This is a genomic window from Pedobacter sp., from assembly GCF_037719805.1.
In the GTDB taxonomy this organism is placed as follows: Bacteria; Bacteroidota; Bacteroidia; order Sphingobacteriales; family Sphingobacteriaceae; genus Pedobacter.
In genome coordinates, this window is record NZ_JBBJLZ010000001.1 from 239,350 (window position 1) to 252,593 (window position 13,244).

Here is a 13,244-nt window from a genome sequence, read left to right on the forward strand (position 1 = left end):
AGCTGCTTGATTAAATCAGGCAGCTATTTTTGTTTCTAATCTTTCCAGTCCAGACTTATCTTAAAATTTAGGCCTCTACAAGAAATTAGGTTCATTTGTTGCATAGAGGAGAACAAAGTCAAAACAGTTTATAATTATGTTATTAGTACAAAATATTCGTTTAAGCAAAATTTTAAGAAACACTTGGCAGGTTGACTTGATTATGATTGCTTCCTGTACAGGAGCATATCTCATTCGTGAGTACCTGATTGCCAATCATTTTGAAATACCTGCAATCATTCCTTCGCTATTAGGTACCGCTATTGCATTCTTTGTAGGATTTAATAATAATCAGGCCTATGACAGATGGTGGGAAGCCCGGAAGATTTGGGGCTCGTTAGTTAACGACTCTAGATCGTTTGCCCGTTCTCTTCTTACTTATCCAGAAGGCAATGACAATATTCCAAGGAGAATGATCTATAGGCATATTGCGTTTCTGTATGCACTAAAAGCCAACTTACGCGGCGCCACCGATGAAAACTTATCCAAATACTTAACCGAGGAAGATCTACAGGAAATAAATGGCCAAACCAACATGCACAACGCTTTACTAGGTATTCAGGCCAGAGACTTACAAAGGCTTTCACAAAACAATCAAATCGATGGTTTTCGGTTCATGGATCTTAACCAAATGTTGATTCGTTTTACTGATTCTATGGGGATGAGCGAAAGAATTAAGAACACGGTATTTCCTACCACATACAGCTATCTGACTAAGGTATTTATATGGCTTTTTGTAGTAAGTTTTACATTAGTAATTAGTCAATCCGCAGGAGTATACTCCATCTTTCTTGGATGGCTAATCGGCTTTGTGTTTGTTTCTACACAAATTAATGGGATGAGTCTCGTAGATCCTTTCTTAAATAATTCTGCCGGGGTTCCATTAAATCAGATCACAAGAACAATAGAGATCAATCTCTTAGAAATGCTTCATGAGACAGACATACCCGTACCTATTAAAGCAATTAATGACGAGTACATTCTCTAGTGTGCTATTCATTCTTTGGCTGAGTTTGACATTAATCCCATAATCATATTTGGCCAATTGAGTATCTTTATCAAAAGTAACTTCTAAGACACCATGACGGAATTGTCAATAAAAAATATGGTATGCGATCGATGCATCATGGCTGTTAGACAGGAACTACTTAGAAATGGTCTTGAACCCCTGGTCATCGACTTAGGAACCGTTCAATTGATTGGAGAAATCACCCAGGAGATTCGGGAAAAGCTTAAAAAAGAGCTGGAAGCCTTGGGTTTTGAATTGTTAGCTGATGCAAAATCAATATTGATTGATCAGATGAAAACATTGATTATTCAAAAAATTCATCATACTGAATCGTTCGAGATGACTGTCAACTGGTCGCAACTGCTTTCTACAGAACTTAACCATGAATATAAATCTTTAAGCAGCCTATTCTCTTCTCTGGAAGGAATGACTGTAGAACAATATATCATCCGACAGAAAATAGAGCGCGTTAAAGAACTGCTGTTTTATGAGGAGTTGAATTTAAGTGAGATCTCCTTCCAGATGGGATATAGCAGTGTTCAACACTTATCGCAACAATTTAAAAAGGTAGCTGGGTTAACGCCATCTGAATTCAAATTATCAAGGATGGTGGAAAAGAGAAAAGCACTTGACTCTATTTAAGAAATCATATAACTTTTACTGATAAAAGTATATCAACGGGGACGGCTGCATGCGCGATCTTTGCTGGTAAATATATAATGATGTCGACTCAAATTTCAAACAAGCTAATTCGAAAATCTTTTCCAGTAACAGGCATGAGCTGCGCGGGATGTGCAAGTAGCGTAGAATCAATACTTAAATTAGCACCTGGTGTTGAAGATGCAGGAGTTAATTACGGGAATCAAATCGCCTGGGCTTCGTTCCATCCTGAATTGACGGATTCAAGGGATCTGCAGAAGGCTGTCCAATCTGGGGGTTACGACTTGATCGTTGACGCAGATGACCCAGAACAAGCTCAGGACGAAGCTCAACAAAAAATCTACGAGGCCATCAAACAAAGAACAATATGGTCCTCAATTTTGGCCTTTCCTGTACTTATAATTGGAATGTTCTTTATGGATACTGTGCCTTATGGCAACTGGATTTCTATGGCGCTGACTATTCCAATTTTATTCTGGTTTGGTCGCCACTTTTTTGTGGGGGCATATAAGCAAGCCTTACATCACAGAGCAAATATGGATACCCTGGTTGCATTAAGCACTGGCATCGCTTTTTTATTCAGCGTTTACAACACAATCAATCCTGAATTTTGGATGAATAAAGGAGTAATGCCTCATGTATATTTCGAAGCGGTATCAGTCCTGATAGCATTCGTCTCTTTGGGAAAGCTATTGGAGGAACGGGCAAAGTCAAACACCTCCTCTGCAATCAGAAAACTAATGGGCCTTCAATCAAAGACTGTTAGAATTTTGGTAAGAGGAGTTGAGCAGGAAGTAGACGCGACATCGGTAGTCCCTGGTGATCTCATAATCGTTCGCCCCGGAGAAAAAATCCCTGTCGACGGAAAAGTTTCTTCCGGATCGTCTTATGTTGATGAAGCTATGATTAGTGGTGAACCGGTTGCGGTTCAAAAGGAAGTTGGTAACCAGGTTTTCGCAGGCACGATAAATCAAAAAGGAAGTTTTCAGTTTGTAGCTGAAAAAGTAGGAAGAGACACGATGCTTGCGCACATCATTAAAATGGTACAGGAGGCTCAAGGCAGTAAAGCGCCTGTGCAACGACTGGTGGATAAGATAGCAGGCATTTTTGTGCCGATCGTTCTTGGAATAGCTTTACTTACATTCGGACTTTGGATGCTTATAGGAGGTGAGCAGGCCTTTACACATGCCTTATTAACATCAATTACCGTATTGATTATCGCATGTCCCTGCGCCTTGGGTTTAGCAACGCCCACGGCCATTATGGTGGGCATAGGCAAAGGCGCTGAGCACAACATTCTGATTCGGGACGCAGAAAGTCTGGAGTTGGGTTATAAGGTGGATGCTATAATTCTAGATAAAACAGGTACAATTACGGAAGGGAAACCTGTGGTAACAAGTATTCTCTGGCTACCGGGACTTGAAGATCAGGAAAGTATGAAACCGGTACTTCTTGGACTAGAGCTTCTCTCGGAACATCCCCTTGCGGAGGCAGTTGTTAATGAATTAACCGCATGTAAAGCCGTAAATATAGAAGGATTTGAAAGCATTAGTGGACGCGGTGTTACCGGAACCTACAATAGTGATATGTATTTAGTAGGGAATCTTAAGCTTCTAGAATCACGTAGTATTGTCATTGATCAGTATCTGTCTGGACATGCCAAGGAACTGCAGTCGAAGGCAAATACTGTGGTATACTTTGCAGATGAAACCAGGGTATTAGCAATTATTGCAATCGCCGATGAAATTAAGGGAACCTCAAAAGCTGCGATCAACCAGTTACAAGCGCTAGGTATTGAGGTGTTTATGCTAACTGGAGATAATTGGGAAACTGCTGCTGCGGTTGCTAAAGAAATTGGCCTTAACCATTACAAAGCGGAAGTAATGCCATCAGAAAAAGCAGCATTTGTGAAACAATTGCAATCAGAAAGTAAAGTGGTAGCGATGGTTGGCGATGGCATAAATGACTCAGAAGCGCTGGCTAAAGCTGATGTTAGCATCGCTATGGGAAGGGGCTCTGATATTGCAATGGATGTAGCGAAAATAACCTTGATCACTTCTGATCTTCAGTCAATTCCTCAGGCCCTTAAATTGTCTCGCGAGACTGTTAAGACTATCAGGCAAAACTTATTTTGGGCGTTCATTTATAATCTTGTTGGAATCCCATTAGCGGCGGGAGCACTTTACTGGTACAATGGCTTTTTGTTAGATCCAATGATCGCTGGAGGAGCTATGGCTTTAAGTTCGGTCTCGGTAGTTACAAATAGTTTACGACTAAAGTCACTCCAATTGTAAACAAAACGCCCTAAGCTTTAAGCCTGGGCGTTTTTGTTATTCTGTATTGCTAATAGAAGGAATAACGCAAAGTAGCGCCATATGTTCTTGGATCACCAAGTACTCCTGCATACAGTCCTGAGTTACCTGCTGCTGCCTGTAGTTGCTCGTAATAATTAGTATTACCGATATTTCTCCCCCAAACTAGTATGGAGAATTTATCTGACTTAAATCCTAAACGCGCATTTAACAAAGAATACCCATCAACATTCAATACACGTGAAGGTGTTGGATTTGAGGAATAGCCAGAACGATAACTTGCGTCTCCAGCGATAAAATACCGACCAGCTTTGGTGCTAAGGTTACCTGGGGTACTTAATTCTGCTCCTCCAGAAACATTCCATTTAGAAATACCCGGCAATCTTCCTCCTGAGGCATCTTTGAACGCCACCTGCGTTGCGACGCCATTGACAAGTTCTGTATGACCAGTTTCTTCCAATGGTAACGGCGCGTTTGTGAACTTCACATATTTCCCATCAAGATAAGCTAAGGCAGCATTTACAGTTAGAAACCGCTCCAATTGATAGCTACCGTCAACTTCTAGTCCTTTTACATTAACTTTCTCAGCGTTTGCAAGATACCCTCTATTTACACCTAATTGTGGCGACTGTACATTGGTTTGATAATCTTTTATGTCCGTGTTGAAGGCCGTTAAATTTACGATAGCTCCTCTACCCGGCTTTGTTTTTACACCGAGCTCATAATGTTGTACGTATTCTGGTTTAACTACAGCTAATGATAGATCCGCTTCACCTGTAGAGGTGGTTGGTAAGCCGCCCACGTTTACTCCAACCGGCTTATAAGCCGTAGAAAATGTTCCGTATGCATTTAATTTAGCAGTAGGGCGGTAGGAAACTGTAAGGTTACCAGAAAGATTGTTATTGTCTACATTGGTAACAAATTGCTGGTTACTATAAACCGCCGCTTTTAATGCAAGTAATGCTGCGTCTGAAGTTTGCAATCCACCGTAAGTAACTCTATCATAGTCAACATCTTTTTTATCATAGGTAAACCTTAGACCAGGTAAAACATGAAGATTTTTCAAAAACTCCCAGTCCGCCTGGGCAAATATTGCGGTACTTAAGGACTTGATTGTTGAATTAGTTTTGATGCCAAAGCCATCTAGCAATCCAGGAGTTGAATATAATGCCTGCGCACCTGTAGCGCTGGTTTGTACAAATCTCCATTGATCCTTTCCAACCTCTTCCGTCTGCGCTAAACCCTTTAAGTTTTGTCCAAGAGCGAATAGGCCAATTACACCGCTTATCTTTTCGGTAATGTTTCCTGCATACCTGAATTCTTGCGAATACTGGTCATGGCGTGAATTTCCCTGTGATTTAGTAAGAGCTGATAGTTCCGAGAAGTCCCTGTCATTGGTTGGATCCCAATTCCAGAAGCGCCATGCCGTTGTAGAAGTAAGGGTTCCATTACCTATTTTGTAATCTACGTTTAAGGATGTCCCTCCAATGGATTGATTGTGTCTCCACGGCGTATTCGTATTGATTTCTCTTGAAAAGGGGTCTATTTTAGGCTGCTGGTATCCAAGATCCGATACGATCTTAGAATACTGACGATAAGCACTTCTTTCCGTTGTAGTAACCCCTGCAATAACTAGAGGATAACCTGCAGGATGCTGTATACTAACATCACCGCTTAACAGTACCGCTAACCTTTCAGAGGGTGTATAGTATAACTGGCCTTTGAAACCAAGGTTGTTCTGTCCACTATATCTCCGTTCTTCTCTCGTGTTCCATATCGTTCCGTCTCTTTGAGTTCCAGAAATTGATATTTTAGCTGCAAGGTTTTTGGCGACTCCACCAGAAACTGACGTTTTAGCCTGTATAAAGTTATAGTTACCAAAACCCAATTCAACTTTAGCGGTAGGCGTTTGAGTTGGCTTTGTTGTGGTAATATTAAATGCTCCTGCGGTGGTATTCTTTCCAAACAAAGTGCCCTGAGGACCCCGGATCACTTCTATTTGCTCAATGTCAAGAAAATCTGTTGAGGTTGCAGCGGGACGAGCGTGATAGACACCGTCTACATAAAAACCGACTCCGGGATCAATTCCATCATTAGTGAGACCAAAGGTTGATCCTAATCCCCGAATGTTAAGGGTAGTATTTCTCGCGTTTGAGGCGTATAACTGTACTGAAGGGACCAGCTCCTTCAAGCGATTTACATTAAACGCCCCAGCATTTTCTGCAGCTTGTCCGCCGATAACAGTAATTGCGATAGGCACCTCCTGCAAGATCTCTGATCTTCTTCTGGAAGTAACTACAATCTCATCTAACAAAGCATTTTCAACAAGGACCAATTCCAGAGGGGTTTCCTGAACCTTTAGAACTTGAAAGTCCTGGGCTTTATAACCTACTGAACTGACTTGAAGATAAAAGGGCGGCTCGGTGGTAATGAGTGTGAAAGCCCCACTGGTATCAGCGACAGTAGTAATCTTTGTTCCTCTAATGATCACTGTTGCGTTAGGTACCGGAGCACCTTTATCATTTTTAATAATGCCTTTTATGGAGATCTGCGCGGATGCGAATCCCGCTGAAAGTAGTATTAATAAGAGTAAGGGTAAGCTTATTTTCATGTTCTTAAACAGTTTATTTCGACAAATATAGAATGTTTTAAATCATTATCAATTAATTCTATAGAAATAGTAGTATTAATTAAGAACTGATACCATTTTTACTTAACACCTCTATGTGAAAAGACGCGAAATCAGCTGGAATGCGATTACTCCTATAAAAACTCAGCCCTTCATAAGTATTTATGAAGGGCTGAGTTTCTGCTGCAAGACAAAATTCTGTTCGTTTATTCCAAATTTTAAATCGTTGGATAACCGCCTGTTACCTGAACTGTTGATCCAGTCATATAACTTGAATCGGAAGAGGCGAGCAAGACGAAAGCGGCTGCAAGTTCTGCCGGTTGGCCTGGTCGCTTTAGAGGGACGTCCTGTCCGAAGATTTTCACCTTTTCATCCGGCATGGTAGATGGAATTAATGGCGTCCAAATGGGTCCTGGCGCAACGCAATTAACCCTTATGCCTTTCTCTGCCCAGAGCTGTGCCATGCTGACCGTAAAATTTTGAATGGCTGCTTTAGTGGCAGAATAAGCGACAAGCTGAGGTGGAGCTTTATAGGCGTTTACGGAAGTAGTGTTAACGACTGTGCTTCCTGGTCGTAAATGGGGCTCTGCCGCTTTACACAAATAGAATAATGGATAGATGTTAGTCTTGAAGGTGCGGTCCCACTCTTCTACTGAAACATCCTGTATGGAATCGCGAGACATTTGAAAAGCTGCGTTATTGACCAAAATGTCTATCTGTCCAAACTCTTCTAAAGTTTGACTAATTATTAGTTTACAGTGGTCTTCCGAACTAATATCCCCGGGAATTAGTATGGCTTTTCTCCCGGCTTCTTCAATCAAGCGCGCCGTTTCATTGGCATCTTCGTCCTCATTTAAATAAGATATTGCAACATCGGCACCCTCTCTCGCAAATGCGATAGCTACTGCACGTCCAATACCGGAATCACCACCCGTAATGATGGCTTTCCGACCAGTTAATTTTCCAGAACCTTTGTACGAATCTTCACCATGATCTGCTTTGAGATGCAGTTGGCCCTCTGTTCCGGGAACTTCCTGTTTATTCTCGGAGAAAGGAGGCTGATCATACTGTTTCAGTGGATTTTCTAGATTTGCTGTTTCATTATTTTCCATAAGCTTAATATTTAATGGTTGTACCCTTAACACACCAATTCAAATTGTGTTTTGGTAGCACATACGTGATCAGCTATAGAAAAATACTGTATTATAATACCTAGATTAAGCAAGTCGATTTTCCTATTCGACCTTCAATCTGAGGGGACCTGCTAAATGCGAATCTTCAATGCTCTTAGACGCTTGCAAAGATATTAATTGTTGGATTGCGAATCCTCTGATCTGCTACCCACTCCGCAGCATAAAAAAAAAGCCTCTGGCGGTTAGCCAAAGGCATTAATTTATTTTTACTTGGCGGAGAGTGAGAGATTCGAACTCTCGATACCCTTTTGAGGTATACACACTTTCCAGGCGTGCTCCTTAAACCACTCGGACAACTCTCCTTTTACCGAGGAGTGCAAAAGTAGAATAATTAATCGATTACCGTTACTTTTAGCATGTTCGTTTTTCCTTTTGCTTCCATTGGTATAGCGGCAGTGTTAATAATAACATCACCTTTTTTAACCAATTTGTATTCTTTCAGCAATTGGTTCACGTCCATAATTGTTTCGTCTGTACTTTCAAACTTATCATAATAGAAACCTTGAACACCCCAAATTAGGCTTAAGCTGTTTAATAAGCTCCTGTTACTGGTGAAAATATAAGTTAATGCTTTTGGTCTATGACTTGAGATTGCGAAGGCTGTGTAACCGCTCACTGTCAAGGAAACAATACCTACTGCATTCGTTTGCTTCGATAGAAAACATGCTGAATCACAAACTGCATCGCTCAAAAAAGTATCCGCTTTGGGCTTTAAGAACTTCTCAGGGTGGAAGGGGTAATTATTGTGTTCAATGTTCTGTATAATCTTTTGCATCGTTTCAATAACGATCAAAGGAAACTCGCCAACTGAAGTTTCGCCGCTAAGCATAACTGCATCAGCACCATCAAGTACGGAGTTAGCCACATCGTTAACCTCAGCACGTGTTGGTCTTGGCGTAGTGATCATGCTTTCCAACATTTGAGTAGCAACGATAACTGGTTTTGAGGCTGCACGACACTTCTGAACGATCATTTTTTGAAGCAAAGGAACTTCTTCCATTGGCATCTCCACTCCCAGATCCCCACGAGCAACCATGATACCGTCTGAAACTGCAATAATCTCATCAATATTTGCAATGGCTTCCGGCTTTTCAATCTTCGCAATAACTCTGGCAGTTTTACCTCTGGCCTTGATAATTTCTTTTAATTCAATTATGTCGGCGGCATTACGTACAAAAGATAATCCGATCCACTCCACATCGTTCTTTAAAACAAATTCAAGATTGTCTCTATCTTCTGGAGTTAATGATGGAATTGAAACTTTAGTGTTTGGAAGATTCACGCCCTTTCTGGAAGTAAGAATACCACCATGGACTACCTCACAAATCACCTCATCTTTAAGGTTTGTTTCAATAACGCGCATCTGCAATTTCCCATCATCTAAAAGGATGATCTCTCCAGGCTTCACGTCCTGAGGGAAAGTGTCGTAAGTAATGTAGATACGCTCCTCGTTACCTACACATTTTTCGGTAGTGATTGTAGTACGCGCACCATTAACAAGGTTTATACCACCTTCTTTTACGGTTCCAATCCGGATTTTTGGACCTTGTAAATCAGCAAGGATACCTACGTTGTAATCGTATTTTTCATTAAGGCTGCGAATGGTATCCAAAACGGCCTGGTGATCTGCTTGTGATCCATGAGAAAAGTTTAAGCGGCATACATCCAAACCGGCATTAAACATACTATATAAAACTTCAGGTTTGGCGGATGCAGGACCTAAAGTGGCTACAATTTTTGTTCTTGAATGAAATGGTTTCATTAATTATTAACTTTATTTTGTCTGAAATACTGAACTCAAATATAGTGTATTTAATACACCTGCAATATAAAATTTACATTACCAAGTTTTCCCTTGACTTTAATCTTTTAGGATCAATTTGTGCAGCAACCTGAATATCAGATAGTTTATTGAGTCCACTAAGGATGTAATTCAGATCATCCTTGTCAACATATTGGTGGATGACCATAAAAAAATCAACCTTGTTCATTTCGGGAATTAAAAACCCTTCTGTATTTCTGTTGTTAATCAGGAAATATTCAAGCTCGCCTTGCTCTACAAAAAAGTAATATTTTGAAAAAGCAAGAGGCGCTTCGTCTATATTAAAGTAGACTTCATGATCGTCTATTTTTTCAAAATCGAAGTTAAGGTTGATGTTGATCTTGTGACACAAAACGTAATCTTTTAAAGATGCAGTGATTGCGATTAATACGAAATCAAGGTCTAACGATAGCTTTAAATAAGTTTTGTTCAAAACGGATAGATTATAGAATGCGAAATTATAAAACTAATTTTACTTTAATGTTCCGATTAAAAACATTAAAATTGATAGAGAAATAAAAACATTTGAAATGTGTCAGAATTTATTTTTCTTTGCACTGAATTATTTAACCATTAAATTATAATCATTATGTCTGATATTGCTTCAAGAGTTAAGGCTATTATCGTTGAAAAATTAGGTGTGGACGAAAGCGAAGTTACACCGGAAGCTTCTTTCACTAACGACTTGGGTGCGGATTCTTTAGATACTGTAGAACTTATTATGGAGTTTGAAAAAGAATTCAATGTAGCAATCCCTGATGATCAGGCTGAGACCATTGGTACAGTTGGTCAAGCAATTGCTTACTTAGAGAAAAACGTTAAGTAATACGGTCTCCGTATAATCCGTATAAATGGAATTAAAAAGAGTTGTAGTTACAGGGTTAGGTGCGCTCACTCCAATTGGTAATACCATCCCAGAGTTCTGGGAAGGGTTACTAAATGGTGTGAGCGGCGCCGGTCCTATCACTGGTTTTGACACTTCTAAGTTTAAAACTAAATTTGCGTGTGAGCTTAAGAACTTTAAAGCCGAAGACTTTTTGGATAAAAAGGAAGCACGTAAATTGGATCCATTTGTTCAATACGCTTTAGTATCCACAGACGAGGCCATAAAAGATGGGGGATTTGATTTTTCAAATTTAGACACCAATCGTATTGGCGTTATCTGGGGTTCTGGTATTGGCGGATTTAAAACCTTTCAGGATGAAATGAAGAACTTCTTTTTAGGTGATGGTACGCCACGCATGAATCCGTTCTTTATTCCTAAGGTAATCATTGACATTGTTCCGGGCCATATCTCCATAAAATATGGTTTACGCGGTCCAAATTTCGCCACAGTTTCTGCTTGCGCATCTTCTACCAATGCGATGATTGACGCCTACAATTATATCCGTTTAGATATGTGTGATGTGGTGATCAGCGGAGGTTCTGAAGCTATTATTAATGAAGCGGGAATTGGCGGTTTTAATGCAATGCATGCTCTATCTACTAGAAATGATGATCCAGGAACAGCTTCAAGGCCCTTTGATAAAGATCGCGATGGTTTTGTTGCAGGGGAAGGCGCTGGAACGATCATTTTAGAAGAGTTAGAACATGCCAACAAACGTGGAGCTAAGATTTATGCTGAGCTGGTAGGCGGCGGAATGAGTGCAGATGCCAACCATATCACTGCTCCACATCCACAAGGCTTAGGCGCAAGAATGGTTATGACCAATGCTTTGCGAGATGCCGGAATGACTACTGCAGATATTGACTACATCAATGTCCATGGAACATCTACCCCACTGGGTGATATTTCCGAAACGCAGGCAATTGTAGACCTTTTCGGAGCCGATGCTTATCAGTTAAACATCAGCTCTACAAAGTCGATGACAGGCCATTTATTGGGAGCTGCAGGGGCTATTGAAGCAATCGCTTCTATTCTTGCCATTAAGTATGGCGAAGTACCTCCTACTATCAATCACTTTACCGATGATCCTGCTTTTGATCCAAAATTAAACTTCACATTCAATAAATCACAGAAGAGAGAGATCCGTGCTGCCTTAAGCAACACCTTTGGCTTTGGTGGTCATAATGCATCAGTGATTTTCAAAAAATACGAGGAGTAACACCTTTAATTTAATTAATGTCAATATTTGACCTATATAAGCTTTATCTCTCTGCAGATAAAGACTTTATAAAAAAGTTGAACAATATTTTAGGCTTCGTGCCTGGAAATACCGTTTTATATAAAATGGCGTTCAGACATAGGTCTGTGGCAAAAGTTTTAAAGAACGGAAGTAAAAGTAGTAACGAAAGGCTGGAATTCCTGGGCGATGCTATTCTCGGCTCTGTCATAGCTGAGCTCCTATTTAAAAACTATCCCTACAAAGAAGAAGGCTTTTTAACCGAAATGCGGTCTAAGATCGTAAACCGGGCGAACCTAAATCAATTGGCCAGAAAAATGGGCTTTGATCAACTTATCGTTTTTGATCAAAAGACAGTCAATATACAAACAAAGCATCACTCTATGTTAGGTGATGCCTTTGAGGCGTTAATTGGAGCAATTTATCTAGATAAGGGTTATAACTATACTAAAGACTTTCTACTTAAACGTATTGTCAAACCCTACATTGACATCCACACTCTGGAACTTACCGAGACTAATTTTAAAAGTAAGCTTATTGAATGGTGCCAGCGACATGGTAAAGACATTACGTTCGACATGGCTCAAAACGGAGAAGGAGAAAGTACTAAACTATTCACGATCAACGCGGTAATTGAAGGCGAAAGCTTCGGTGTTGGAAGGGACTACAATAAGAAAAACGCCGAAAAGCTAGCAGCCGAAAAAGCATGTGAGGCGTTGTCAATCTAACGGCTACTTCTTAAGCGTTGCTTTATAAGTTTTATACGCTTCCCTAATGTACTTTATAGCATCATAACGAGCCCAGTATTGAGCTTTTTCGTATTCCGGACGATAATTGATCATGAAGTTTTCAAGCTCCTCATTTTTTAGATCTGTATTCTCCTTTATAATGGTTTCATTAAAGAACCCATCAATGAGCGTCTGCTGCATCTCATTCTCATAGTACCTACCGAATCTTCTGGCATTCTTAGGTGTGCGACCAAAGGTCTCATATAAGGCAGTCAGTGGTTTAAATAAAAACGATAACACCGGTGGCTTCCCCGAATAAAACGCCCCCTTATTTCGATACTCCTGTTTCATATCGGTGAGTTCCTGCTTTTTCGTTACTAGATTTATGTTTACCTCTCTTAACGTCTGACTGCGTCTCAACTTGATTACAAGATTCGCTGCTGAAGAGACAACAATTGTCGAATCCGTATAATCCCGATTATAGATTTGAATAGTATCACCTAAAGTTGCCTTTATTTCGAATATACCCAGACTGTTACTCGAGGCAGTATAAGTAGTTCGCTTATTGTACAACTGCGCTCCAACTACCCTACTGTTGTTACCCAATTCCATCAGCACTCCAGTGAGCATGAAATCCTGGGCAACTGTTGGTGTTACCGAAAGCAGGCAAACCAGTAAAGTGAACAAGATATTTTTTTGAGTACCTGGCATTGGCAAATATTAATTTGT

The 13,244-nt window shown here is 40.3% G+C and carries 11 protein-coding genes and 1 tRNA gene; 6 read left to right on the forward strand and 6 right to left on the reverse strand.

Features of this window, described 5'->3' with window-relative positions; genetic code table 11:
* Nucleotides 1-136: 136 nt before the first annotated feature.
* From WKF66_RS01130 to WKF66_RS01140, 3 genes are all read left to right on the forward strand, one after another.
* Nucleotides 137-1,027: a bestrophin family protein gene (locus WKF66_RS01130; RefSeq protein WP_489672560.1), complete on the forward strand. Its 891-nt coding sequence runs from the start codon at nucleotides 137-139 to the stop codon at nucleotides 1,025-1,027.
* Nucleotides 1,028-1,165: 138 nt separating this feature from the next.
* Nucleotides 1,166-1,690 carry a helix-turn-helix domain-containing protein gene (locus WKF66_RS01135; protein ID WP_489672561.1) on the forward strand — a complete coding sequence of 175 codons (525 nt, stop codon included), beginning with the start codon at nucleotides 1,166-1,168 and terminating at the stop codon, nucleotides 1,688-1,690.
* 77 nt (nucleotides 1,691-1,767) lie between these two features.
* The gene (locus WKF66_RS01140) at nucleotides 1,768-4,002 is read left to right on the forward strand and encodes a heavy metal translocating P-type ATPase (RefSeq protein ID WP_489672562.1); all 2,235 of its coding nucleotides are present in this window, start codon (nucleotides 1,768-1,770) and stop codon (nucleotides 4,000-4,002) included.
* A 49-nt stretch (nucleotides 4,003-4,051) separates the two neighbouring features.
* On the opposite strand, the gene WKF66_RS01145 is transcribed toward WKF66_RS01140, so the two are convergent.
* The 5 genes from WKF66_RS01145 to WKF66_RS01165 all read right to left on the reverse strand — a co-directional run bounded on the left by WKF66_RS01145 (nucleotide 4,052) and on the right by WKF66_RS01165 (nucleotide 10,097).
* Nucleotides 4,052-6,631: a TonB-dependent receptor gene (locus tag WKF66_RS01145; protein WP_489672563.1), complete on the reverse strand. Its 2,580-nt coding sequence runs from the start codon at nucleotides 6,629-6,631 to the stop codon at nucleotides 4,052-4,054.
* Between the two features lie 236 nt (nucleotides 6,632-6,867).
* A complete protein-coding gene (locus WKF66_RS01150; protein ID WP_489672564.1) occupies nucleotides 6,868-7,761 on the reverse strand; it encodes an SDR family oxidoreductase in 894 nt (297 codons plus the stop codon).
* Nucleotides 7,762-8,053: 292 nt separating this feature from the next.
* Nucleotides 8,054-8,144, reverse strand: a tRNA-Ser gene (locus WKF66_RS01155).
* Nucleotides 8,145-8,173: 29 nt separating this feature from the next.
* Nucleotides 8,174-9,604, reverse strand: a complete 1,431-nt coding sequence (pyk, locus tag WKF66_RS01160) for a pyruvate kinase (protein ID WP_489672565.1) — start codon at nucleotides 9,602-9,604, stop codon at nucleotides 8,174-8,176.
* 73 nt (nucleotides 9,605-9,677) lie between these two features.
* Nucleotides 9,678-10,097 (reverse strand): IPExxxVDY family protein, encoded by a 420-nt coding sequence (locus tag WKF66_RS01165; RefSeq protein WP_489672566.1) that lies wholly within the window; start codon nucleotides 10,095-10,097, stop codon nucleotides 9,678-9,680.
* Between the two features lie 156 nt (nucleotides 10,098-10,253).
* Between WKF66_RS01165 and WKF66_RS01170 the strand changes: the two genes are divergently transcribed.
* The 3 genes from WKF66_RS01170 to rnc are packed head-to-tail and all read left to right on the forward strand — an operon-like array spanning nucleotide 10,254 to nucleotide 12,515.
* On the forward strand, nucleotides 10,254-10,490 hold the full coding sequence (locus WKF66_RS01170) for an acyl carrier protein (protein ID WP_008508386.1): 237 nt from the start codon (nucleotides 10,254-10,256) through the stop codon (nucleotides 10,488-10,490).
* Nucleotides 10,491-10,515: 25 nt separating this feature from the next.
* On the forward strand, nucleotides 10,516-11,769 hold the full coding sequence (gene fabF / locus WKF66_RS01175; RefSeq protein WP_489672567.1) for a beta-ketoacyl-ACP synthase II: 1,254 nt from the start codon (nucleotides 10,516-10,518) through the stop codon (nucleotides 11,767-11,769).
* Nucleotides 11,770-11,786: 17 nt separating this feature from the next.
* Complete coding sequence (gene rnc / locus WKF66_RS01180) at nucleotides 11,787-12,515, forward strand: ribonuclease III (RefSeq protein ID WP_489672568.1); 729 nt, start codon at nucleotides 11,787-11,789, stop codon at nucleotides 12,513-12,515.
* Nucleotides 12,516-12,518: 3 nt separating this feature from the next.
* On the opposite strand, the gene WKF66_RS01185 is transcribed toward rnc, so the two are convergent.
* Nucleotides 12,519-13,226: a hypothetical protein gene (locus tag WKF66_RS01185; RefSeq protein ID WP_489672569.1), complete on the reverse strand. Its 708-nt coding sequence runs from the start codon at nucleotides 13,224-13,226 to the stop codon at nucleotides 12,519-12,521.
* Nucleotides 13,227-13,244: the final 18 nt, after the last annotated feature.

Bases quoted from the DNA above. Each gene is read 5' to 3' on its own strand.
- WKF66_RS01130 (WP_489672560.1), top strand. From the start codon at position 137: ATGTTATTAGTACAAAATATTCGTTTAAGCAAAATTTTAAGAAACACT.
- WKF66_RS01135 (WP_489672561.1), top strand. From the start codon at position 1,166: ATGGCTGTTAGACAGGAACTACTTAGAAATGGTCTTGAACCCCTGGTC.
- WKF66_RS01140 (WP_489672562.1), top strand. From the start codon at position 1,768: ATGATGTCGACTCAAATTTCAAACAAGCTAATTCGAAAATCTTTTCCA.
- WKF66_RS01145 (WP_489672563.1), bottom strand. From the start codon at position 6,631: ATGAAAATAAGCTTACCCTTACTCTTATTAATACTACTTTCAGCGGGA.
- WKF66_RS01150 (WP_489672564.1), bottom strand. From the start codon at position 7,761: ATGGAAAATAATGAAACAGCAAATCTAGAAAATCCACTGAAACAGTAT.
- pyk (WP_489672565.1), bottom strand. From the start codon at position 9,604: ATGAAACCATTTCATTCAAGAACAAAAATTGTAGCCACTTTAGGTCCT.
- WKF66_RS01170 (WP_008508386.1), top strand. From the start codon at position 10,254: ATGTCTGATATTGCTTCAAGAGTTAAGGCTATTATCGTTGAAAAATTA.
- fabF (WP_489672567.1), top strand. From the start codon at position 10,516: ATGGAATTAAAAAGAGTTGTAGTTACAGGGTTAGGTGCGCTCACTCCA.
- rnc (WP_489672568.1), top strand. From the start codon at position 11,787: ATGTCAATATTTGACCTATATAAGCTTTATCTCTCTGCAGATAAAGAC.
- WKF66_RS01185 (WP_489672569.1), bottom strand. From the start codon at position 13,226: ATGCCAGGTACTCAAAAAAATATCTTGTTCACTTTACTGGTTTGCCTG.